Raw genomic sequence first — 23,158 nt, forward strand, 5'->3', positions numbered from 1 at the left:
ATTTGGCTAAAACAAGTATATAGATTACTAGTGGAATTTGTTCTTATGCAGTTAATCCAAACAGTTGATGAATGAACTTCACTTGTTTTTGAACAGACTTTTCCCTTGAGAGTCTGTCCTTTTTTAATCATGTGCATGGCTTCTATCCCTGCAATCATCCATTTAGCAGTCCGTAAGGACTTGAGTCCAAGCATCGAACGAATACGTTTTTTAATAAATCGATGATCCTGCTCTACAATATTGTTGAGATATTTCACTTGCCTTAGTTGGATGACTTTCAGGCACCTGATTTTCTTCCTTTAACTCCTGGATAGCGATGGGATAGGCAGGATTCTTATCTACTGTGATCACACGAGGTGTAGAAACGTGCGAAAAAGCCAAGGCTTTCTTAAAAAAGCGCTTGGCTGCTTGTTTATTTCTTACTTTATTCAAATAAAAATCAATCGTATTTCCTTCGGAATCAACGGCACGATACAAATACATCCATTGACCTTTCACTTTTACATACGTCTCATCGACTCGCCAAGAATCGTCCGTTGGCTTAAGGTGACGTCGTACGCGTTCATCTAATTCAGGTCCATATTGATGCACCCAGCGCATAATCGTTGTGTGAGCAATGGATAAGCCTCGTTCTTCCATCATTTCTACCAACTCACGGAAACTTAGGCTGTACCGTAGGTACCATCTGACGGTTAATAAAATAAGATCCGGTTGATAATGTTTCCACTTAAATAGAAGTTGCTTTTCCATACTGATCACACACCTTTTATAGAGTCATACTATCAGTATGTCCAAGTTTTAGAGATTCCTTGCAAATGAATTGAAGTTTTTGCACCAGAACCATCGACACTATTTTAGCCAAAACGAACCTACACCATATCACTCCACATGGGCTAAGACATACACATGCTATTATGGTATTAGAAAGTGGAGTTGATATTAAGTATGTAAGTACACGCCTAGGTCATGCTACAGTAAACATGACAGCTGACGTGTATATTCATATTACAGAAAAATATGATGATAGAAATGTGGACAAACTAGACAGTTATTTAAACTAAGTGGGCAAATAAAGCCCCCCCCCATCCACAAACCTTGCTACATCACACGCTTAAACATTTTCTCCATCTCATATGTTGAATAATGAACAATAATCGGGCGACCATGCGGACATGTGAATGGATCACTTGATGCTCTTAAAGACTGTAAAAGCGCAAAAATTTCATCATGACGAAGATGATGGTTTGCTTTAATAGATCCTTTACAGCTCATCATAATAGCTGCTTCTTCACGGAGCTTGATGATATCCACCTTTCGCATTGAAAGCACTTGTTCAATCATTTCTTCAATGGTTTCTTTTTCTTCACCCTTCGGAAACCACTGCGGATGTGAGCGAACGATAAAGCTGTTGTGACCAAACGACTCAATAAAAACGCCAACGCTAGCTAGCGCTTCCCGGTGCTCCTCAATTACAATTGCTTCATTTGCTGAATACTCAAGCGTAATCGGAACAAGCATTTCCTGTACTTCTGGCTCTACTTCACCAAGCTTGTCACGAAAGTATTCGTATTTGATTCGCTCTTGTGCCGCATGCTGGTCAATAATATAAAGACCGTTCTCATTTTGGGCTAAAATGTACGTTCCATGCATTTGACCAATGGGATAAAGCGTTGGAACACGAGAAGAGGATTCTTCTTCCTCTGCGCTTTCTTCCTCTACACGCTCTTTTTCCTCAACAAGATTCTCTTGCTGTGGCTTGAGTGCTTCATTAAACGTTCTTTCTTCCTCCTGTTCAAGCTCATTTAGCCATGCTAAATCTTCTTTTACAGGCTCTTCGGTTGAAGGCGGCTCTGGTGCTTTTTCGTACGTTACTACGCTCTCTTCTTTTACAGAAGGCGACTCGCTGTAGTCAAATGACATAACGCTTTGCTCACTTTGCGGTTTTGCTTTTGTAACAGGCGCTTTTGTGGCCACTTCTGGGATAAGCTGCTCTTTTTTAAACGCTTTTTTAATGCTCCCCTCAACAAGAGAAAATAGCTCGTCTTCTTTACTTAACCGAACTTCAAGCTTTGTTGGGTGTACGTTAACATCGACTAAAAGCGGGTCCATTTTAATATTTAAAAATACGATGGGATAGCGACCAATTGGCAAAAGCGTATGATATCCAGCCGTTATGGCTTTTAACAAACCAAAGTTTTTAATATGTCGGCCGTTAATAACCGTCGACATATATGCTCTTGAAGCTCTTGTCACTTCAGGAAGTGCAATATAGCCGTCAACTTCATAATCAAGTGAAGAAGCTTTAATGGGAATCATGTTTTTGGCAATTCGGATTCCGTAAATCGAAGCAAGCACTTGACGTACATCTCCATTTCCATTTGTATGAAGCAATTTACGATCATGATGCATAAGCTTAAATGAAATATGTGGATTCGCAAGAGCAAGACGGTTCATAATATCCGTAATATTGCCAAGCTCTGTGTTGATGGTTTTCATATATTTTAAACGTGCTGGCGTATTAAAAAAGAGATTTGTAATTGTAATATCTGTTCCTTTGCGACTTGAGTAGAGCTCATGTGTCACAACTTCCCCACCTCTTAAGTAAAGGTGAGTACCAGCTTCATCTCCACAGCTTGTTTTTAAATCCACTTCTGAAACAGAAGCGATACTTGGTAATGCTTCACCGCGGAAACCTAGCGTTCTAATGCGAAAAAGATCTCCTTCATTTTTAATTTTACTTGTTGCATGACGACGAAAAGCGGTTAAACAGTCTTCATTTTCAATACCATCCCCGTTATCGACAATCCGAATTTTCGTTAATCCCGCTTCAACAAGCTCCACTTCAATGACAGTGCTGTTAGCATCAATCGCATTTTCCACAAGCTCTTTTACAACCGACGCTGGCCGTTCGACAACTTCTCCTGCGGCAATTTTATTTGATAGCTCATCAGAGAGCTGCACAATTCGTGCCATCTTTCTCCCTCCTAATATAGAAAAAGAGAGGAAAAGCCCTCTCTTATTTTTTCTTCAGCTGCTTTTGCAGACTATATACCGTATTTAGCGCCTGAAGTGGCGTCATTTCTAGAATATCAAGGTCTTTAAGCTTTCTCAAAATATCTTGCTCTTTTTTCGAAAGTTTTTCTTCTGGTACACTTGCTTTGTCTTCTTGGAAAAATGAAAGCTGTGACGCTTCTTCTTTTACTTTTTCTTGAACTTCTTCTACTTCTTCCCTTGCTGCACTCACTTCTTTATGTGCAGGTTGTGTATCTTCTATGCTTTTTACAGGTGCTTTTGGAACTTCAAAGCTACCTTCTTCAAGATCTTTTAAAATAACTCGAGCTCTGTCTAACAATGGTGCTGGAAGTTCAGCAAGCTCTGCAACATGGATACCATAGCTTTGATCAGCAGCTCCGTCTTTAATTTTATGAAGGAAAACAACTTTTCCATCCTTTTCAATTGCGCTTACATGTACATTATAAAGCTTTTTCAGCTCGTCTTCTAGAACTGTAAGCTCGTGGTAGTGTGTTGAAAACAGCGTTGTTGCGCCAATATATTCGTGAATATATTCAACAATCGCTTGAGCGAGCGCCATTCCGTCATATGTAGACGTTCCGCGCCCAATTTCATCAAGCAAAATCAAGCTGTTTTGCGTTGCATTTACGAGCGCATTGCGAGCTTCAAGCATCTCTACCATAAATGTACTTTGACCTGAAATTAAGTCATCTGCTGCTCCAATTCTTGTGAACACTTGGTCAAAGATTGGTAATACTGCTTTATCCGCTGGTACAAAGCAGCCAATTTGAGCCAAAATAGATGTCAACGCGATTTGACGCATATACGTACTTTTACCAGACATGTTTGGTCCTGTAATAAGTAAAATAGAGCGGTCATCAGACATATTGCAGCTGTTTGGTACATATTCTTGAGAGTTCATCACTTTTTCGACAACAGGGTGACGACCATTTTCAAGCTCTAATGATTGCGAATCAGAAAATGATGGCTGTACATAATGACGTTCTTCACTCACCTTCGCAAAAGCTTGTAACACATCAAGTTCACTCAGCGCTTTCGCAAGCTTTTGCAAGCGTGGAATATATTCTTTTACACGCTCACGAATCTCAAGAAACAGCGTATATTCCAGTTCAACGCTCTTCTCCTGCGCTTCTAGAATTAATGTTTCTTTTTCTTTTAGTTCAGGTGTAATAAAGCGCTCTGCATTTGTTAATGTTTGTTTGCGCTCGTACTGCCCTTCTTTTAAAAGATGCAGATTTGCACGCGTTACTTCAATATAATAACCAAAAACGCGGTTATAGCCGATTTTTAGCGACTTGATGCCTGTTTTTTCACGCTCTCTTCGTTCAAGCGCTGCAATCCATGACTTTCCATTTTTGCTTGCATCTCGGTATTGATCAAGATCAGCGTTGTAACCGTCAGAAATAATATCTCCGTCTTTAATGGAAAGAGGCGGTTGCTCGACAATGCTTTCTTCGAGCAGAGAAGCTAAATCTTCACAGCGATCTAAGCCGTTTAAGAGCTCTTCTGCATATGGCTGATCAAGGCGTTTTATCACCTCTTCAATTGCTGGAACGTTGTTTAACGATTTTTTTAGTTGCACGAGATCCCGAGCATTAACGTTTCCAAAGGCAACTCGTCCTGCTAAACGCTCAAGATCGTAAACGTCTTTTAGCAAATCACGAAGTTCTTCTTTTTCGAAAAACTGTTCCATAAGCGTTGCAACCATTGTATGACGGCGCTCAATGTCTGCTTTTTTTAGAAGCGGTCTGTCAATCCACTGTTTTAATAAGCGCCCTCCCATTGCTGTTACTGTTTCATCTAAAAGCCATAGAAGTGAACCTTTCTTACCTTTAGAACGAATCGTCTCTGTTAGCTCTAAGTTGCGCTTAGAGTAAAAGTCAATTTTCATAAACTGATCAATTTGGTAAAAGAGTGGACGCTGTAAGTGATCAAGTGATCTATTTTGTGTTTTACGCAAGTAGTGGAAAAGACGTGCGCTCGTTTTTACAAGCTTGTCTTGTTGAAGGTGTGATGTTAGTTTCTCGATTTCTTCGTCTGATTCGGTTTCTTCTGAGTAGGAAATCGTCATTGTCATACTTTCTTTCAGACGTGCTAAAACACTGCCTGAAAAGCTTTCAGACACGACAATTTCACGAACCATTCTCGTATAAAGTTCACCAACAACCGCATCAACATCTTTTGATAAAAGAGTGACATAGCTTTCACCTGTTGATAAATCTGCAAACGAAAGACCAAACGTCCCATCATCAAATTCTGTTAAGCTTCCAATATAATTGTTTTCTTTCTCACGCAATCCGCTCTCATTCATAAGCGTTCCTGGTGAAATCACTTGTACAACTTCTCGTTTTACAACGCCTTTAGCTGTTTTAGGATCTTCCACTTGTTCACAAATAGCTACTTTATAGCCTTTTTCAATAAGTCTTTCAATATAGCCGTTTGCAGAATGATATGGAATGCCACACATTGGAATGCGTTCGTTTCCGCCTCCATCGCGGCTTGTTAACGTAATTTCAAGTTCACGAGACGCAGTGAGCGCGTCATTGAAGAACATTTCATAAAAATCTCCAAGTCGAAAAAATAAAAAGGCATCTTCATGCTCTGCCTTGATTTTCAAATATTGCTGTATCATTGGCGTATACCCTGCCATTGTTATCCCCACATTTCATCTCTTCATTTATTATTATCAAGCCGTATTATAACATAAAAAGCTGAACTTTTTAAAAAGGTATAAACTCCCTAGAATCTATAGAAAGAGACATAACGTTACTTTGTCCCTGCATACAATCTCATGTAGTGCTTTTTTGCTTTTTCTAAAAAAGTTAGCAAAAGCGCTTCATACAGCGCATAAGCTAGAATGAAAATAGTTGAGGAGGGTTCGCTGAATATGGCAAACTACAGAGAGATTATTACAAAAGCTGTTACAGGCAAAGGCCGCAAGTTTACGCAATCATCTCATACGTTAACACCACCGAATAAACCAACGAGTATTCTCGGTTGCTGGGTTATCAACCATCAATACAAAGCTAGAAAGCGTGGAAACCTTGTAGAAGTTGATGGAACGTATGATATTAACACATGGTATTCTTATGATGACAATACAAAAACAGAAGTTGTGACAGAGGAAACATCGTATAAAGATACAATTCGTCTTCGCTACCGAGATGCCGAACAAATTAATGATGAAGAGTGCGATGTAATTGTGCGCGTACTTCAGCAGCCAAACTGCCTTGAAGCAACAATCTCACCAAAAGGCCATAAAGTGCTTGTCCAAGTGGAAAGAGAGCTGTTAGCTGAAGTTGTTGGAGAAACAAAGCTCGTTGTTGCCGTAAATCCGGACGGCCTTGAAGATGACGACTTTGATTTAGATGTTGATGATGAAGAGTTTGAAGATTTAGATCCAGATTTCATCTTAGGTGATGAAGAGTAAAAGGTAATAAAAGAGCCCGCACATTGCGAGCTCTTTTTTTATTAAGAGGAAATTTTTAGTTCCTTAAACAAATGATGTTTTAGATTATTTACATACAGTCTCTTTGTCTTTCGCTAGTTATTTTTCCTCGTCCATTTATGAATAAAATCAACCATTTTATCTACAGATGGTGTTTGTGCCCCCCTCTTTGTATTCAGTAAAACTCCAATTTGTCTAAAAACTTGCTTCTTTAACGGTTTAATGGCTATATCTGTAGAACACCTTCTTAATAGTAATTTTGGAAGTAAACTGATTCCTAAATTACTACGCACCATTGAAATAATAGTTTCATCTCCTCTAATTTGATAAGCAACATTAGGATTGATTTGTTCCTTTTTAAATATATTATGTATTTCAAAAAGGGAATCTGAATAAGGAAGAATAAATTCTACAGATTCTATTGCTTCTAGAGAAATGAAGTTCCTTTTCGCTAATTCGTGGTGTGCGTTCATAATGACCATAATAGGATCTTCAAATAAAGCTTGAAACTCCCATTTATGATTATGAACCGTACCAATTCCAAAATCGATTTGATCTTCTTCTAACCAGCGATTTAGTTCAGATGCATTACCTTCATAAACTTGAATCTCTATAAATGGATATTGCCTTTTAAATTCCTTCAATATGTTAGGCAACCAGTTTGTAGTGATGCTTGTATAGGCTCCTATACGAATTTTCCCTGTTTCTAATCCATTGATTCCGTTCACCGTTTCTGATAAATTCTTATAACCTCTTTGAATCTCTCGCATCCCATGTAGTACAGCTAATCCATTTTTAGTAGGTTTAACACCATTTTTTTGCCTTAGCAGTAAAGGAAAACCGTATTCTTCCTCTAAGCTATTAATCATTTGGCTAATGTTAGGTTGTGTATAATTCAATATCTCTGCTGCTTTTGTTAAACTTCCCGTCTCAACAACTGTAATATAAGCAATATACTTTTTTAGACTCATTACTCCTTCTCCATATCATAATTTTTTCTTATATTTATTATCACATATATTTAGTTTACTTATATCTTATAAGAAAATAAAATGAAAAACGAAGATAATTTCAAAAATAACAGATTACTCAATTTACGTATGGATGGTAAGGAGAGAATATGATGGGGTATATTTTACAATTTCTTTTAGGTGGAACAATTATGGTCTGTGCCTCCCTTTTAAGCAAATCTAAATATTTATTTTTGTCAGGGATTATCACATTACTGCCTATCATGACATTAGTTAATATTCATTTACAAATGAAAAATATGAATATCATGAATTTTAGAATCACACAAAAAAATGCCATCTTTGGCTCCTTTGGTGCGGTTATATTAATTAGTGTTATTTTTATCTTGACACATTGGATTAAGCCTTTATATGCGGTAATAGGGGCATTTATTATCTATATTTTATATATGCTTGGATGCAAGTATTTTCTCTCTTAATAGAAGTTACATCCTTATGGATTTTTGAATTTTTATCATCAGCAATTATTTGCTCTTACTCTATAGGCGTCTAGAAATTGTGAAATATGACCTAAGGTTTTTTAGTTCTTAATGTGATAGAACGCGTTACTAAGCAAATTCAAGCTTCAGTTGCTTCTATAATCCTCATGTCTGTTCCACTCTTCTGTTTATCTTAAATAGGCGAGAAGACTCCCACTTCAAGGAATGAGAAGGGCGTAGCCCAATGAGTAGGCGGGAGATTAATCGCCTTCGGACAAGGGATGGCTCACTTGCCATCTCGATTGTTCGACTGTTCAAGTGCCACTTGCAATAAATGAAAAATAACTTGTGTACGAGTGCCAAAACCCTTTTGCTCTTTGTATGTGTCCACTCGATCTAAAAGAGTTTTAGAAAATCGTAATATGACTGATTGTTTTTTCATGTCTTCACCTCTAAAAATAATATATAAAACATATCACATAAGGAGGTGAAAGTCATAATCGTCAACAAAGCATACAAATTACGCATCTATCCAAACAAAGAACAAGAAATCCTAATAGCAAAGACTATCGGCTGTTCTCGTTTTGTATTTAATCGCTTTTTGGCACAATGGAATAATGCCTACAAGGAAACAGGCAAAGGATTGACTTATAACGCTTGTTCTTCTCAATTAACGCAGCTAAAGAAAGAATTAGTATGGTTAAAAGAAGTCGACAGCATTGCTATTCAATCCTCACTCAAAAACCTTGCTGATTCGTATACTCGATTCTTCAAGAACCAGAATCAAGCACCACGATTCAAGTCTAAAAAGAATAGAGTACAATCCTATACAACAAAGCACACCAACGGAAATATCGCCATTATTGGCAACAAAATCAAATTACCTAAACTGGGTCTTGTTCGCTTTGCAAAAAGTCGTTCTTGGTTCTAGACGAACACCCATTTTTACAGAACGTTTGTTAAATACCCTTTCAGATATCATAACAAAGCGAACGGAAAAGGCTTCCTTGCTACGAAAGACATTCCTGTAGATATTGCGATCTGGTACAGTTCTTCAGCTCTAATCGGAACCATTGTAAAATGGTTGCATCGAGATATGCCTTATACACCGTAGTTTCTTGCTAAAAAGTTGTATATGCTTTTTAAATTAAGAATGGAAGAGATTTGATTGAAAGTTGGTGAGGCAACAAGAGTATTGAAAATTAACCATAATATGAATTTAGATATAAAAAAAGAGTTCGTGCACTTTAGTGCACGAACTCTTTTTCACTGTATTTTGAAACTTCACTACCCTACCCTTTCAGAAGCAATGTTTCTCATTATGAAGATTTGTCATGAAGCTTACGCTGACCAGTTTCACTATGTCCTGTTGGCTTAATAATTAAGCAGATAATGAAAGCAATAAGGGCTGCAACACCTAGAGGAATCACAAAGTATAAATAGGTTCCTCCTCCTTGACTTAATGTCTCATTGTTTGAATAAAAGCGAATCGTAATAATAGCGGAGCCTATCAAGCAAACCCCTGGTAAAAGCAAGCGTGAAAAGAACATTTTAAATGGGTTTAGTCGTGCTAGAATATATGAAACAACAATCAAAATAATCCCGCTAACAATTCCTGAAATTAAAAAAATAAGTGCTGATCCACTCATGGCGCCTCCTCCTTTATCTTTTCGTCGTTTTATTTCTTTTAAAAATCTAGTTAGACAAGTGCTATGGTTATCTATTCCACCGTTCCATCAAAGTGAAACTTTTTAAGGCATAAATAAAAAAAGGAGGGAAAATCCCTCCTCCTTTTTAAGACGTTTTTAAAAGCTCTTGAACAACTTTATTTTCTTCTTCATTCAGTAAGTTTTTCTCAATCATCTCATCTATTCTCTTATTCATATTTCCTTCAATTGTTTTTGCAATCTCCTTATCTCCTACAAGAAGAATTGAAGACCATTTATTGTCTGCGGCAATTTTGTCGAGTTTGCTTCCCATGCTCTTCCAAAAGCGCTTCTGATTGGCGTTAACACGCTCTTGAAACTCGTCTTTCCGACTTGCTACATTAGCTCCTCCACCCATGTTTATATCCGCTTTTGAAGGTCCTTCATGTAGGCGCCAATCATCTATATCAAGATCGTACTGATAATGCTTAACTCCTTGAACTTTAGAAAGCTTTGTATCAATAATTTTTACTTCTGTTTGCTGAAGCAGCACAATTCCTGTATTTGGGTATGTTTCATAAAGACGCTGAAGCGGCTCTAAGACAGGGTGTTCTTCCCAATAAAAGTTTGTTTCAACAGGAATCTGAAGAGACAGAACCTCCCAAATTCCGCTGTCGCATGATGCAAAAATCACAAAACTGCGTGGCATCTTCCGTTCCTGATCTCTTATATATCCTTCTACTTTCTCATGGAGAGCACACACTCTTTTTTGCTCTTCTTCATCACTTCTTTTCATGTACTCTTCTAGTCTTTTAAATCCTGTTTTAAGCGCTATTTTATATTCGCCGCCTTGCTGATCTTGATTGCGCCGATCTGTGTTAATATACAGCGTGAGGATTTTGTCTGGTGCCTGAGTTTTCACGTGCTCTAGCTTATTAAAAATCTCGTTTAGACTCATCTATCAAAAAACCTCCTTTAATTCAAGACTTAGTATATATATTGCTTTTTTAAGAGAGAGCTAAACGTAAAAAAAGGAAATTTCAGCGTGAGAAAAGTCCTGTTTTTACTCACACTAAATTTCCCTTTTTCATTTAAACTAGACCTGTTAGCATATAAACCGCAATAATTAAGAACGCAGCAAGTGTTTTAACAACTGTGATCACAAAAATGTCTCCATATGACTGTTTGTGGGTCATTCCTGTTACAGCTAAAAGCGTAATAATTGCTCCGTTGTGTGGAAGAGTATCCATCCCACCTGAAGCCATTGAGATAACTCTGTGCATAACTTCTAAATCAATATTAGCAGCTTGAGCAACTTGATAATATTTCTCCCCCATAACGCCAAGAACAATACTCATCCCACCTGAGGCAGATCCTGTAACCCCTGCTAAAACGTTTGTTGTTACAGCACTGTTTACAAGCGGATTTGTGAATGCTTGTGAAATACCGTCACGGATAACTAAAAAGCCAGGAAGAGCAGCAATAACGGCCCCAAATCCATATTCAGAAGCTGTGTTCATTACAGCTAAAAGCGAGCCGCTAATTCCTTCTGTAAGACCTTTTTTCATATTTTGGACAACAGGCGTCCAGTTTAGCGCAATTGTTGCAATAATTCCAAGCGCTAACGCAATTTCTACTGACCAAATACCGGTTACTTTTGATAAATCAACTTCGTTATAAGTAGGAAGTCCAATTTTTGAGAAGTCAAAACCACCGCTATACCATTTAGGAATCATTTCCGTAAAAAACTTGTTCGATACTCCAACAAGGACAAGTGGTACAAAAGCCAAAATCTTCCTTGCCGTTGTAACAGACTCAACGCTTACTTTACTTTCTTCTTTTGCAAGCTCAGAGGATGCTGCAAGCTGCTCTTCTGTCAAAGACCCTGAATAGCCCTCTCCACGCTTTGCAGCCTGCTTGCGGCGCCATTCAAGATAAAATAAAGTTGTGAATAAAACGAAAGCGGTTCCAATAAACCCTAAAATAGGAGCAGCATAAATATCTGTTTTGAAAAAGGTTGTTGGAATAACGTTTTGAATTTGCGGTGTTCCAGGGAGCGCGTCCATTGTAAATGTAACGGCTCCAAGCGCAATTGCCGCTGGCAGAAGGCGCTTCGGAATATTCGCTTCTCTGAACATGTTGTTTGCAAATGGATAAACAGCAAACACAACTACAAATAAGCTAACGCCGCTGTAAGTAAGAATAGCTCCAAGAAGAACTGTCGCTAAAATGGCTCGCTTTGCTCCAACAAGACTTATAATGGTTTGAGCGATAATGCGCGCAAGCCCTGACATTTCAACTACTTTTCCAAATACGGCTCCAAGTAAGAATACAGGAAAATACTGCTTAATAAAGTCCACCATCTTGACCATAAATACTTCACTAAAAAACGGGAGCACGTAAGTTGGGTTTGTTAAGGCTACTGCTAAAAGAGCAGCAATAGGAGCAAATAAAATAACACTGTACCCCCTATAAGCCATAAACATGAGCAACCCGAGTGAAAATAGAATGATAACGACATCCATCTCTTTCCCTCCAATACTTTAGAATCTATTATATGAGAGCCGGCAGAGAACGTCTCTGCCGGCTCTTTTCATCCTTTTAAACTGGAACAGGTCCTTTATAAACAGACTGTGGTCGATAAATTCTATTTGATGCCGACTGTTCGAGAATATGTGCTGTCCATCCCACAAATCGGCTTGCTGTGAACGTTGGAGTAAAAAGAGAAGAATGTAGGTCAATGGACTTCATAACAGCTGCTGCAAAGTATTCAACATTTGTATAAATGCCGCGTCCTGGCTTATATTCCTCTAAAAGAGCAATCGTTGTTTTTTCAACTTCAAGCACAAGATCAAACCAATTATTTTTACTTGCAACGCTTTGAAGAACTGTTTTCAGAGCTTCAGAACGAGGATCTCTTGTTCTGTAGACACGGTGACCAAATCCCATAATTTTTTCACCTTTATCTAAGCGTGCTCTCACCCATGGTTCAATTTCTTCTTTGCTTGAAATTTCGTCAAGCATTGAAATAACGCCAGAAGGAGCTCCGCCGTGAAGCGGTCCTTTCATTGCACCAATAGCGGCGCAAAGAGCTGACACCATATCAGACTCTGTTGAGGTAACAACCCGACTTGAGAACGTTGAGGCATTCATCCCATGCTCAATTGTGAGGATAAAGTAAGCGCTCAATGCTTTAACAAGATCCTCACGCGGCTTTTCTCCTTTAATCATATAAAGGTAGTTCGCTACATGATCAAGTTCGTTGTTTGGATTGATGATTGATAAGTTATTTTGCTTGCGATACCAGTACGCAATAATTGTTGGCGTAATGGCCGTTAGCTTCATTGCCTGATCAATTTTTGGAGGCCACGCATAGTCTTTTGTGCCGAGCGCTGAAATACACGTTCTTAGCACGCTCATAATCTCTGTTTCTTTTGGCAATACTCGTAAAATATTTAAAACGTAATCTGGAATACTTCGATTCTCTTTTAACGCTTTTTTAAATTCGTTCAACTCTTTTTCATTTGGAAGTGCGTCATTCCAAACAAGGTAAGCAACCTCTTCAAACGAGTAGTTTACAGCTAAATCCTTAGCCATATAGCCTCTGTAGATCAGTTTGCCATTTTCTCCATCAACATGACCAACATACGTTTCAGCTGCTACTACGCCTTCTAACCCCTTTGAATAACTCATGCTTTCATCCCCCTTATATATCAACAAAAGAACTTCCCTTTAAAATTCTCTTGTTTTAATAAGCATCAAGTTTTACTTCATCACTAACTGTTAAGCGGCCTTCTGTGGAATTCACAACCTCTTCAACTGTGTAGCCTTTTGCTACTTCAACAAGTAAAAGCCCAGAGTCTACAACATCAATAACGGCTCTTTCTGTGATAATGCGATCTACAACGCCTTCCCCCGTTAGCGGTAGCTCACATTGAGACAAAAGTTTTGATTCGCCGGCTTTATTGACGTGATCCATAATGACAATTGTTTTACGGGCACCGTGCACAAGATCCATCGCGCCTCCCATGCCTTTAATCATTTTCCCTGGAATCATCCAGTTGGCAAGATCTCCTTTTTCAGATACTTCCATACCTCCCAGGATCGCTACGTCAATATGACCACCGCGAATCATAGCAAACGATTCAGCGCTGTTAAAATAAGAAGAACCTGGTATAGCTGTAACTGTTTCTTTACCAGCATTAATCAAATCTGCATCAACTTCTTCTTCTAAAGGATATGGTCCAATACCTAAAAGGCCGTTTTCAGACTGAAGCACAACTTGTTTGTTATTGCTAATATAATTTGCTACGAGCGTTGGCATACCAATTCCAAGGTTTACGTAAGAACCATCTGCAATTTCTTTTTCAGCGCGTCTCGCAATCTTCTCACGGACTGCTTTTTTATCTTGAATTCCTTTGCTCATTTAGTTCACCCCCGCTTCTCGTTTTGTTAAGCGTTCAATTCGTTTTTCTTGCTTACCTTGAATAAGTCCTTGAACATAAATGCTCGGTGTATGAATAAAGTTTGGATTTAAAGAGCCCACTTCGCTTAATTTCTCAACTTCAGCAATAGTAACTTTTCCTGCTGCTGCCATTATTGGACTAAAGTTTTGAGCTGTTTTGTTATACACAAGATTTCCCCACTTGTCGCCTTGCTCTGCTCTGACTAAAGTAAAATCTGCTGTGAGCGCTTCTTCAAGCACGTACTTTTTGCCGTTAAACTCACGTATTTCTTTTCCTTCTGCAATTGGGGTACCAACGCCAGCTGGTGTGAAGAAAGCTGGAATACCTGCCCCACCTGCCCGAATCTTTTCAGCAAGCGTTCCTTGCGGCGTTAACTCTACTTCAAGCTCTCCTTGAAGAACTTGGCGCTCAAATTCTTTGTTTTCTCCAACATATGAACTAATCATCTTTTTAATTTGTTTATTTTTTAAAAGAACTCCAAGACCATAGTCATCAACACCACAGTTATTTGAAATCACTGTCAAATCTTTTGCTCCTGTTTCAGCAAGAGCTAATATTAGATTTTCGGGAATACCACATAATCCAAATCCGCCCACCATCAGAGTATCTCCATCTTTGATGTCAGAAACGGCTTCTATAAAGGATGAGTAAATCGTTTTCATCGCCATCGTTCCTTTCTATAATCTTTTCATATTCAGCATTTTGGTAGCGCATACATATTTATTTTTTATGGAAGAGAACTCTCAACTTCTTCTTTGTCCAATATAGGCAATTCTACCTTTCCTTATGTAAGAGTTTACAATTTTCCGATTAATAAGTAAAATAAATAAATGGAATGAATAGTATGAAAATAAAGAATAGAAAGGATGATGGCCGTGGATATCCGCCAGCTGGAGTATTTTGTAGCGGTTGCTGAGCAGGAAAGTTTCACAAAAGCTGCTGCAAACGTACACCTTTCACAGCCTGCTTTAAGTAAAATTGTTAAAAACCTTGAAGAAGAGCTCAAAGTCGAGCTTTTTGATCGCTCGACCCGCAAGCTTAAACTTACAGATGCAGGAGAAATTGTCTATCAAGAAGCGCTCAAACTAACAGCTTCCCTCACAGATTTAACGCTTCGTCTTGATAACCTCATGAATTCCCCAACAGGCACAATCCGCATCGGTATTCCTCCTTTGATTGGCACTCTTTTCTTTCCATCAATCGCAAGGAGCTTTCATAACCAATATCCGAAGATTTCACTTGAACTTGTCGAATTTGGGGCAAAAAAACTTGTCGAATTTGTAGAAGAAGAGAAAGTGGATATTGCCATCATTGTACTGCCTGTAAACAACCCAAAATTTGAAATTCATCCTTTTATCCAAGAAGAGTTTGCTTTCTTTTGTGCTAAAACGCACAAATTCGCCAATAGAACATCCCTCTCTTTAAAGGAGCTATCAGAAGAAAAATTTATTTTGTTCAGCAAACAGTTTACGCTTCATGACCGCATCATATGGGAATGTGTGAATGCAGGTTTTACACCAAGTGTTCCATATGAAAGCTCACAGTGGGATTTAATTAGCGAACTTGTAGCAGAAGAGTTTGGAATTGCCATTCTTCCGCAGTCTATTTACAGTAAGATGAATCATGACAAAATCACGATGGTTCCACTTGTTAACCCCACTCCACTATGGGAACTTGGTTTTGCTGTAAAAAAGAACAGCTACATTTCGTTTGCTAATCGAAAGCTCATTGATTTTCTTGTAAGTTATTCTGAAGATCATAAACTTATCAAAAAAAATCAGCCTATATAATGCTAACAAGTTCTGTTGAAAGAGAGTAAACAATAAATAAAGTTAGAAGATCAAATCGCAGAGGATTTAACGGAGTCACACTAAATATTGTAATGTGTTCAAAACCAGTCTTAATTCAATTACTAATTGTGTTAGTAATGTTCCTTTAAATTTCTTAAAGACTTCTAAATTTTTATCACTAATCTAAATGGCGAAGTATAATACAAATAGAAATAAAAAACATAGTAGGCACATAATACGACGTAAACCAAAGACAAGTTCCTCTATAGAGGGACTTGTCTTTAATATAATGGGTGTTGGTTCTGACAAGGTGGAAATCCATTTACATCCTGAATCATATAAAAATCGTATTGCTTTAAGGCAAATTGTGCTTGATACAAATATTCAATTACAAGAAGATTTCTTCCAGATGTACCGCACAAAACACCTGAAGTCCCTTGCCCATTTGTTAATGAAATCCCAACAGGCTGCCCAATTAAATACCTAATTTTTTGTTGCCATGGCATTGTCATCACTCCTTCACATACATCGTATTGCATTGAAAAAAATGGGTGAACGAAAAAATCTAGCAGTTCGAACTAAAAGTACATAAAAAACAAAGCAGTGGCGTAAATTCACGCCACTGCTTTTTATCGTACTCTATTACTGTCAATTTCTCTGGTTTTTAATGTACAAATAAACCAACAACCATTGCTGTAAGACAAGAAACAAGAATACCTGCTAAAAGTAAACGCCATGTATATTTCGCAACATATGCTGATTTTTCAGAACCAAATAAAGCTTGTACGCTTCCTAGAATGATTCCGATTGTTGAGAAGTTACAGAATGACACAAGGAACGTTGAAATAACGGCTTGTGAATGCGGTTTTAATGTACCTAATACTTCTTTTAAGTTTGTCATTGCTACAAATTCGTTTGTTGCTAGTTTCTCTCCCATAAAGCGAGCGATTTTCAACGCTTCTGTCCATTCTACTCCCATTAAGAAAGCAAGTGGAGCAAAGATAAGTGAGAATAAATATTCAAGTGTAAGACTATCATTGAAAATACCTAAAATTCCGTTGATGCAGGCAATAAGAGCTGTAAAACCAACGAGCATTGCTGCAATGATTAATGCCATCTTTCCACCTGTTAGCATACTAGTTGAGATCACATCAAAGAAGTTTTTGCGTTCTGCTTTTGAAGGCTTGTACACAACGTCTTCTTCTTTTGAAACCGTATATGGTACAATTAAGGATGACATGATAAGAGCACCAAGCGCGTTAAGCGGGATTGCAGTTAATACATATTTTGGATCAAGAAGCGTCATGTACGCTCCAAGAACACTTGCACTAACACAAGACATTCCCATCATACACATAGATAGGAGACGCTTGTCACTCATTTTGCTAATTTGGTCACGTGTAACAGCAAGCGCTTCATTGTTGCCCAAGAACATAACTTGTGCAGCGAAAAAGCTTTCAAAACGAGGCGTTCCTGTTAGCTTAGATAGAATCCAACCAATAACATTAATAAGAAGCGGCATAATTCCGAAATACGTTAGAATATCGAAAAATGCAACAATAAAGATAATAGGAAGCAATACACCAATAAAGAACATTGTTCCTGAACCATCTTGTGGCACAAGATCAGGGACGATGAAAGCTACGCCTTCTAATGCGGAGTCAATAAGGAAAACAAAGAAAGCTGCAACTCCTTTAATGATTGTTCCTCCAATTGTTGTTGTAAGCATAAGCCATGTTACGATGAACTGTAGTACAACCATAACGGCAATTGGCCATAGTTTAATCTTTTTACGATCAAGGGAACTAATGTAAGCAAGTGCAAGTACAACTAGAATCCCAATGATATTAATAAGAACATACATGTTTTTCACTCCTACCTATTTCCTAACGCTGAGACGCGCCATATTTCACATACCTTCTAATAGTAACTAATATCGACTCATTTCGCCATACTAAATTCGGGATATTTCAACTTTTTTAAACTTTTTTCTCTTAATTAGCCATTCTTATTCTTTCGTTCTTTCTTAATATGTTTTTTATTCCTTTTTTTATGAATAAAAAAAGAAGAGGAAATGCTCTCCTCTTCTTTTTTGTGTCTTATTTTTCATTTAATTTTGAGTTACGGCGTGAATATGAAAAGTAAATGACAACGCCGATTGCAAGCCAGATTAAGAAACGAATGAACGTTTGAGATCCAAGCTGAGAGATTAAAAATCCACAGAATAAGATAGCTAAAATTGGTACTAAAGGAACTGCAGGGCAACGGAATCCTCTTGGCATATCTGAACGTGTTTTGCGTAATACAAGAACAGCGATAGAAATTAGGATAAAGGCTGCTAACGTTCCGATATTTACAAGTTTTGCAAGCTCATCAAGTGGAATAAGAGCACCAACTAAAGCAGCAACTGTTCCGAAGAACCAAGTTCCGAAAAATGGTGTTTTATATTTCGGATGAACTTTAGATAATTTGGCTGGCATAAGGCCATCTCTTGACATTGAAAACATAACGCGTGTTTGACCATAAAGCATAACAAGCATAACCGTTGTCATTCCAAGAACAGCTCCAACGTCGATAATCCCTGCTACCCAGTTTTGTCCTGATATTTGTAGTACAAGTGAGATAGGATGATCAATTGCACCTTCAAATCTCATAAACGGTACAACGCCTGTCATAATCGCGGTTACGATAACGTAAAGGATTGTACAAACGAAAAGTGAAGCCATAATGCCTCGTGGTAAGTTTTTCTTTGGGTTCTTTGTTTCTTCTGCTGCAGATGCTACGGCATCAAATCCAATAAAGGCGAAGAAAACAAGTGCTGCTGCTTGGAAAATACCGCTAAAACCAAATGGCGCAAATGGCGCCCAGTTTGATGGCCTTACATAGAAGCAAGCAACTGCAATAAATAAGACAACAACTAACACTTTCAGAATTACCATAATGTTGTTAACACGTTTTGATTCTTTTACACCAAGTGAAATTAACAAAGTAATGGCCATAATGATAATAAAAGCAGGAAGATTAAAAAATGTTGTTGCTCCTTCAACAGAGCCAGGTGCTGCTGTTAAAGCAGTCGGTAAATTAATCCCAATTCCACTTAAAAACGATTGAAAGTAGCCTGACCAACCAACAGAAACGGCACTAACCGCAAGCAAATATTCCAAAATTAAATCCCAACCGATAATAAAGGCTAAAAATTCGCCTAGTGTTGCATAAGTGTATGTGTATACAGACCCTGATACAGGCACTGTTGATGCAAATTCTGCATATGCTAAAGCAGCAAACAAACATGCAAGTCCCGCAATAACGAACGAAAGCATAAGTCCTGGTCCTGCTGTAAGAGCTCCTGTTCCTGTTAAAACAAAAATTCCTGTTCCAATAATAGCTCCGATTCCAAGCATCGTAAGGTCAAATGCGCCAAGCTCACGCTTTAATCCTTTTCCATTACTCGATGCAGCAATCATATCTTCTATATTCTTTTTTCTTGCTAAACCATCGCTCATCTTTTTTCCCCCTTCTGTTCTCTACAAATGATGAATTCTAATTATTCTATATTTTCTGTAAATTCTGACTCCTTTTATTTCACCTATCCCAATGGATAGGTCTGAGTAGATTTTAAAATATTTTTTGGGAAAAGTCTATAATTTTCTGAAAAATACTTTTTAAGATTATCTCTTTTTTACATCTATTTCTCTATTTTTGCAAGATACTCTTACACATTTTTTGATTCTTTTTGACAAAAACAAAGGACTCAAGACCTATAAAGGCTTGAGTCCTTCTATTTTAATGACACGTTCCTTTTGAAGATTTCACTTGTGAACCTGTTTCACCGCTAAGTAAATTGCCGTCTGTAGAAATAATGATTTCGTCTGTTACCTTTTTAGAAATTGTCGTCGCAACAAGTTGAAGAAGATCGTTTACATCTCCTTGAGAATCTTTAAACTGCTGAATGATCGGCAAGTTATCAAGTTCTTCTTGAAGTGCATCAATTTTAGCTTCTGTTTTGCGCAATGCTTCTGTTTTTCCGTAGTGTTGGAAATTGACAGCCTGCTTTTGAAGCTGCTTAATTTCGTTAATGGTAAGACGAACTTTCTCATTTTCATTGAGTTTCGCTTCCGCCCGCTTGAAAAAATCTACTTCTTCCGTTTCGGAAATCATTCCAGCAAGCTCGCGCGCACGCAAAAGAATGTCTTCTTTTGAATACTTTTTCATCTTATTTCACCTCAACAATCTCCTCTGCCATCACACCGTCAAGAGACCAAGTTTTCGCTTTTGTAATTTCTACTTTTACAATGCTGCCAATCGTTGACTTTGGTCCTTTAAAGTTAACAAGCTTACTTTTCTCTGTGTAACCAGCCAGAATTTCAGGGTTATTTTTACTTTCCCCTTCTACTAATACTTCGACAACCTTGCCTTCATATTCCTTCATTTTCGCTGCAGAAGTTTCATTTACAAGCGCATTTAGACGTTGTAAACGCTCCTTTTTCACACGCATTGGTACGTTATCTTTCATTTTCGCTGCTGGCGTACCTTCACGTGGTGAGTAGATAAATGTATAAGCACTATCAAAGCCTACTTCACGATAAAGAGACATTGTTTCTTCAAACTGCTCGTCTGTTTCATTTGGGAAGCCAACGATAATGTCTGTTGTAAGCGATGCGTTTGGCATTGCTTCTTTAATTTTGCGAACAAGCTCCAAATAGCGCTCTCGGTCGTATTTACGTGCCATTAGTTTCAATACGGCACTGCTTCCAGACTGTACAGGAAGGTGAATATGATCTAGAAGGTTACCACCTTTGGCAAGTACTTCAATTAAATAATCATCAAAGTCACGAGGATGACTTGTTGTAAAACGAATACGTGGAATATCAATTTTGCGAAGCTCATCCATTAAGTGTCCTAAGCCATATTCCATATCTTCAAAGTCTTTTCCATACGCATTTACATTTTGACCAAGAAGCGTAATTTCTTTATATCCTTGAGCTGCTAACTGACGTACTTCTGCAATAATTTCTTCTGGACGACGACTGCGCTCTTTTCCTCGTGTATATGGCACAATACAGTACGTACAGAACTTATCACAGCCGTACATGATGTTTACCCAACCTTTAATTTGGCCTTTACGTACGCGTGGAAGGTTTTCAATTACATCTCCTTCTTTTGACCATACTTCAACAACCATTGCTTTTGACATATATGCTTCTTTTAAAAGCTGTGGAAGGCGGTGAATGTTGTGCGTTCCGAAAATAAGGTCCATATGTGGGAACGTTTTTAGAATTTTATTTACAACAGATTCTTCTTGTGACATACAGCCACAAACTCCAAGAATAAGATCTGGATTTTGGCGCTTCAGATGCTTCAAATGACCGATTTCACCGAACACTTTGTTTTCTGCGTTTTCACGAATTGCACAGGTGTTCAGTAAAATAACGTCTGCATCTCCTTGTTCTTCTGTCGGCTCATAACCTAAAGCCATGAAAATCCCAGCCATCACTTCTGTATCATGTTCGTTCATTTGACAGCCGTACGTGCGGATGTAAAATTTACGTCCCTCACCCATGCCTCTAAATTCTTCTTCAATTTTAAAATCGTTCTCATATTTAATTTCTTCTTTTCCGCGTTTTTTTGCATCTTTTAAAGATGGCGGAGCATAAACAGATTCAAAGTATTTTGCAAAGTCTGCCGACGTTTTTTCCTTTACGGATTTTTTGTCCGCTGGCGTCGCTTGTTTTCCTTCAAGTTGTTCGTTCATAAGTATTCTCCTTTCAAGATAAAGCACGCATCCCTTATAGACACGCGAAAAAGAGAGGCTTCCCTCTCTTTTAAGAAACATGAAAAAGTGGTTAAATTCCTAACATGCTATTAAAAAAGATACCATATTTCATAGGTGTTTACAAAATTTCTTTCTTAGAAAAGGCAATTTCCGTTCTCTTAATACGGAAGATGATCGAAGAAATTTTGATACAAAAAGCGATGAACATGTTCTTCTTTATAATAACGCAAAAGCGTGTTTGCGAGATGATCATACTTTCCTGCTCTGTCGAGACCTTCTACCGTTTCATCAATACCGTCAAAGTCAGAACCAAATCCCACATTTCGTTCTCCTCCTAAACTGCACACATAATCAAGATGACGGAGCACATCGCTTACTGTTGCCCTTCCTCCCTGGCGCAAAAAATCGGGAACAAAAGTGATGCCAATCATGCTGTTTTTTGAAATAAGCGCTCTAATTTGACTATCATCTAAATTTCGCGGATGTCTACAAAGCGAATAAGCATTAGAATGAGAAGCAATTGGATATGAAGAAAACTCCATCACGTCCCAAAATCCTTTTTTAGAAAGATGTGATACGTCTGTCCATACTTTATTTTCGTCAAGAAGATTCACAATACGGCGACCAAATGATGACAAACCTGCGCCACGATCTTCTAGAACGCCGTCTGCAACGGCATTTGAATGGTTCCACGTTAAGCCAACAGAAGAAACGCCGAGCCGCAACAATGTTTTTAGATGTGTTTCTTCTACTCCAATTGAATCACATCCTTCAAGCGTTAGCATTGCTCCTATTTCACCTTCTTTTAAAGCTTCAATATCCCTCTTGTTTCGCACATGCTTCATCTTTTCCTGAGCCAAAACTCGCTCATGAAAGATTTCGACCATCTTAAGGGCTACTGTGAAGCGAGCAGACGGCGCGACCCGTTCAGGAATGTAAATTGCAAAAAGTTGCACTTTTACTCCACCTTGCCACAGATCTTTTACTGTAACGTGCAGACTTTTTTCATCTTGGAAAAAAGAAATTTTTTCGTCGCTCCATAGTTTTAATAAAGCGTCGCAATGTGCGTCAAAAACGAGCATTTGATCACTTCCTTTTTCAACTAGAATAACCTGTTGAATATTCAACAGGTTATTTTATATTCCACTATCTATGTTATGGAATGAACGTTTATGAAAAAAATCCATTGTTTTAGCGAGGTTCCACAATAAGCTTAATGGCTGTCCGTTCTTCGCCATCGATTTGAATGTCAGTGAATGCCGGAATACAGATGAGATCAACGCCACTTGGTGCTACAAATCCTCTCGCAATCGCCACGGCTTTTACAGCTTGATTGAGCGCTCCTGCACCAATTGCTTGAATCTCGGCTCCGCCTCGTTCACGCAAAACGCCAGCAAGTGCTCCTGCCACTGAGTTTGGATTTGATTTTGCTGATACTTTTAAGATTTCCATCTTTGAATCCTCCTCATCTTTTACAGTGTATATTGAAGGTTTAGTAGAAAAACTTTAATTTCATTGATACTATATTCACGGTAGCGCATACATATTCCTG

The 23,158-nt window shown here is 38.1% G+C and carries 21 protein-coding genes and 2 pseudogenes; 5 read left to right on the forward strand and 18 right to left on the reverse strand.

Going from position 1 to position 23,158, the window contains the following annotated elements; translation table 11 throughout:
* Positions 1-43: 43 nt before the first annotated feature.
* A pseudogene (locus MOC86_RS07260) lies at positions 44-750 on the reverse strand (IS6 family transposase).
* 101 nt (positions 751-851) lie between these two features.
* On the opposite strand from MOC86_RS07260, the gene MOC86_RS07265 reads away from it, so the two are divergent.
* Positions 852-1,061 (forward strand): tyrosine-type recombinase/integrase, encoded by a 210-nt coding sequence (locus MOC86_RS07265; protein ID WP_419146611.1) that lies wholly within the window; start codon positions 852-854, stop codon positions 1,059-1,061.
* Positions 1,062-1,098: 37 nt separating this feature from the next.
* Here MOC86_RS07265 and mutL read toward each other — a convergent pair whose 3' ends face one another.
* Positions 1,099-2,973 (reverse strand): DNA mismatch repair endonuclease MutL, encoded by a 1,875-nt coding sequence (gene mutL, locus MOC86_RS07270; RefSeq protein ID WP_268583520.1) that lies wholly within the window; start codon positions 2,971-2,973, stop codon positions 1,099-1,101.
* A gap of 43 nt (positions 2,974-3,016) precedes the next feature.
* On the reverse strand, positions 3,017-5,683 hold the full coding sequence (gene mutS, locus MOC86_RS07275; protein ID WP_268583643.1) for a DNA mismatch repair protein MutS: 2,667 nt from the start codon (positions 5,681-5,683) through the stop codon (positions 3,017-3,019).
* A gap of 237 nt (positions 5,684-5,920) precedes the next feature.
* Between mutS and cotE the strand changes: the two genes are divergently transcribed.
* On the forward strand, positions 5,921-6,463 hold the full coding sequence (gene cotE, locus MOC86_RS07280) for an outer spore coat protein CotE (protein WP_019391904.1): 543 nt from the start codon (positions 5,921-5,923) through the stop codon (positions 6,461-6,463).
* 113 nt (positions 6,464-6,576) lie between these two features.
* On the opposite strand, the gene MOC86_RS07285 is transcribed toward cotE, so the two are convergent.
* A complete protein-coding gene (locus tag MOC86_RS07285; protein WP_268583521.1) occupies positions 6,577-7,452 on the reverse strand; it encodes a LysR family transcriptional regulator in 876 nt (291 codons plus the stop codon).
* A gap of 152 nt (positions 7,453-7,604) precedes the next feature.
* Here MOC86_RS07285 and MOC86_RS07290 point away from each other — a divergent pair, with 152 nt between their 5' ends.
* Positions 7,605-7,931, forward strand: a complete 327-nt coding sequence (locus MOC86_RS07290; protein ID WP_268583522.1) for a GlpM family protein — start codon at positions 7,605-7,607, stop codon at positions 7,929-7,931.
* A gap of 286 nt (positions 7,932-8,217) precedes the next feature.
* Here the strand turns inward: MOC86_RS07290 and MOC86_RS07295 are convergent, their stop codons facing one another.
* Entirely contained in the window at positions 8,218-8,373 is a 156-nt protein-coding gene (locus tag MOC86_RS07295) for a hypothetical protein (protein ID WP_268583523.1), read from the reverse strand.
* A gap of 54 nt (positions 8,374-8,427) precedes the next feature.
* On the opposite strand from MOC86_RS07295, the pseudogene MOC86_RS07300 reads away from it, so the two are divergent.
* Positions 8,428-8,850 (forward strand): annotated as a pseudogene (locus MOC86_RS07300) (RNA-guided endonuclease TnpB family protein); the annotation flags it as partial.
* A gap of 400 nt (positions 8,851-9,250) precedes the next feature.
* On the opposite strand, the gene MOC86_RS07305 reads toward MOC86_RS07300, so the two are convergent.
* From MOC86_RS07305 to MOC86_RS07330, 6 genes are all read right to left on the reverse strand, one after another.
* Positions 9,251-9,580: a hypothetical protein gene (locus tag MOC86_RS07305; protein ID WP_268583525.1), complete on the reverse strand. Its 330-nt coding sequence runs from the start codon at positions 9,578-9,580 to the stop codon at positions 9,251-9,253.
* A 145-nt stretch (positions 9,581-9,725) separates the two neighbouring features.
* On the reverse strand, positions 9,726-10,535 hold the full coding sequence (locus MOC86_RS07310; RefSeq protein WP_268583526.1) for a VLRF1 family aeRF1-type release factor: 810 nt from the start codon (positions 10,533-10,535) through the stop codon (positions 9,726-9,728).
* A 133-nt stretch (positions 10,536-10,668) separates the two neighbouring features.
* A complete protein-coding gene (locus tag MOC86_RS07315) occupies positions 10,669-12,102 on the reverse strand; it encodes a GntP family permease (protein ID WP_268583527.1) in 1,434 nt (477 codons plus the stop codon).
* Between the two features lie 76 nt (positions 12,103-12,178).
* Positions 12,179-13,270, reverse strand: a complete 1,092-nt coding sequence (locus tag MOC86_RS07320) for a citrate synthase/methylcitrate synthase (protein WP_268583528.1) — start codon at positions 13,268-13,270, stop codon at positions 12,179-12,181.
* Positions 13,271-13,325: 55 nt separating this feature from the next.
* Positions 13,326-14,003 carry a 3-oxoacid CoA-transferase subunit B gene (locus tag MOC86_RS07325; protein ID WP_268583530.1) on the reverse strand — a complete coding sequence of 226 codons (678 nt, stop codon included), beginning with the start codon at positions 14,001-14,003 and terminating at the stop codon, positions 13,326-13,328.
* Positions 14,004-14,705, reverse strand: a complete 702-nt coding sequence (locus MOC86_RS07330) for a CoA transferase subunit A (protein ID WP_061801660.1) — start codon at positions 14,703-14,705, stop codon at positions 14,004-14,006.
* 213 nt (positions 14,706-14,918) lie between these two features.
* Between MOC86_RS07330 and MOC86_RS07335 the strand changes: the two genes are divergently transcribed.
* Positions 14,919-15,833, forward strand: a complete 915-nt coding sequence (locus MOC86_RS07335) for a LysR family transcriptional regulator (RefSeq protein ID WP_328122520.1) — start codon at positions 14,919-14,921, stop codon at positions 15,831-15,833.
* Between the two features lie 281 nt (positions 15,834-16,114).
* Here MOC86_RS07335 and MOC86_RS07340 read toward each other — a convergent pair whose 3' ends face one another.
* From MOC86_RS07340 to spoVS, 7 genes are all read right to left on the reverse strand, one after another.
* On the reverse strand, positions 16,115-16,339 hold the full coding sequence (locus MOC86_RS07340) for a hypothetical protein (protein WP_268583533.1): 225 nt from the start codon (positions 16,337-16,339) through the stop codon (positions 16,115-16,117).
* A 158-nt stretch (positions 16,340-16,497) separates the two neighbouring features.
* On the reverse strand, positions 16,498-17,697 hold the full coding sequence (locus MOC86_RS07345; protein WP_243518319.1) for a NupC/NupG family nucleoside CNT transporter: 1,200 nt from the start codon (positions 17,695-17,697) through the stop codon (positions 16,498-16,500).
* A gap of 235 nt (positions 17,698-17,932) precedes the next feature.
* Positions 17,933-19,336: an amino acid permease gene (locus MOC86_RS07350; protein WP_268583535.1), complete on the reverse strand. Its 1,404-nt coding sequence runs from the start codon at positions 19,334-19,336 to the stop codon at positions 17,933-17,935.
* A gap of 280 nt (positions 19,337-19,616) precedes the next feature.
* Positions 19,617-20,045 (reverse strand): RicAFT regulatory complex protein RicA family protein, encoded by a 429-nt coding sequence (locus MOC86_RS07355; RefSeq protein ID WP_040056629.1) that lies wholly within the window; start codon positions 20,043-20,045, stop codon positions 19,617-19,619.
* Position 20,046: 1 nt separating this feature from the next.
* Positions 20,047-21,585 carry a tRNA (N6-isopentenyl adenosine(37)-C2)-methylthiotransferase MiaB gene (miaB, locus tag MOC86_RS07360; RefSeq protein ID WP_268583538.1) on the reverse strand — a complete coding sequence of 513 codons (1,539 nt, stop codon included), beginning with the start codon at positions 21,583-21,585 and terminating at the stop codon, positions 20,047-20,049.
* 179 nt (positions 21,586-21,764) lie between these two features.
* Entirely contained in the window at positions 21,765-22,688 is a 924-nt protein-coding gene (locus MOC86_RS07365) for a dipeptidase (protein ID WP_268583539.1), read from the reverse strand.
* A gap of 109 nt (positions 22,689-22,797) precedes the next feature.
* Entirely contained in the window at positions 22,798-23,058 is a 261-nt protein-coding gene (gene spoVS / locus MOC86_RS07370) for a stage V sporulation protein SpoVS (protein WP_019391885.1), read from the reverse strand.
* Positions 23,059-23,158 lie beyond the last annotated feature (100 nt).

The organism is Priestia endophytica (assembly GCF_026790145.1).
Taxonomy (GTDB): Bacteria; Bacillota; Bacilli; order Bacillales; family Bacillaceae_H; genus Bacillus_I; species Bacillus_I endophytica_A.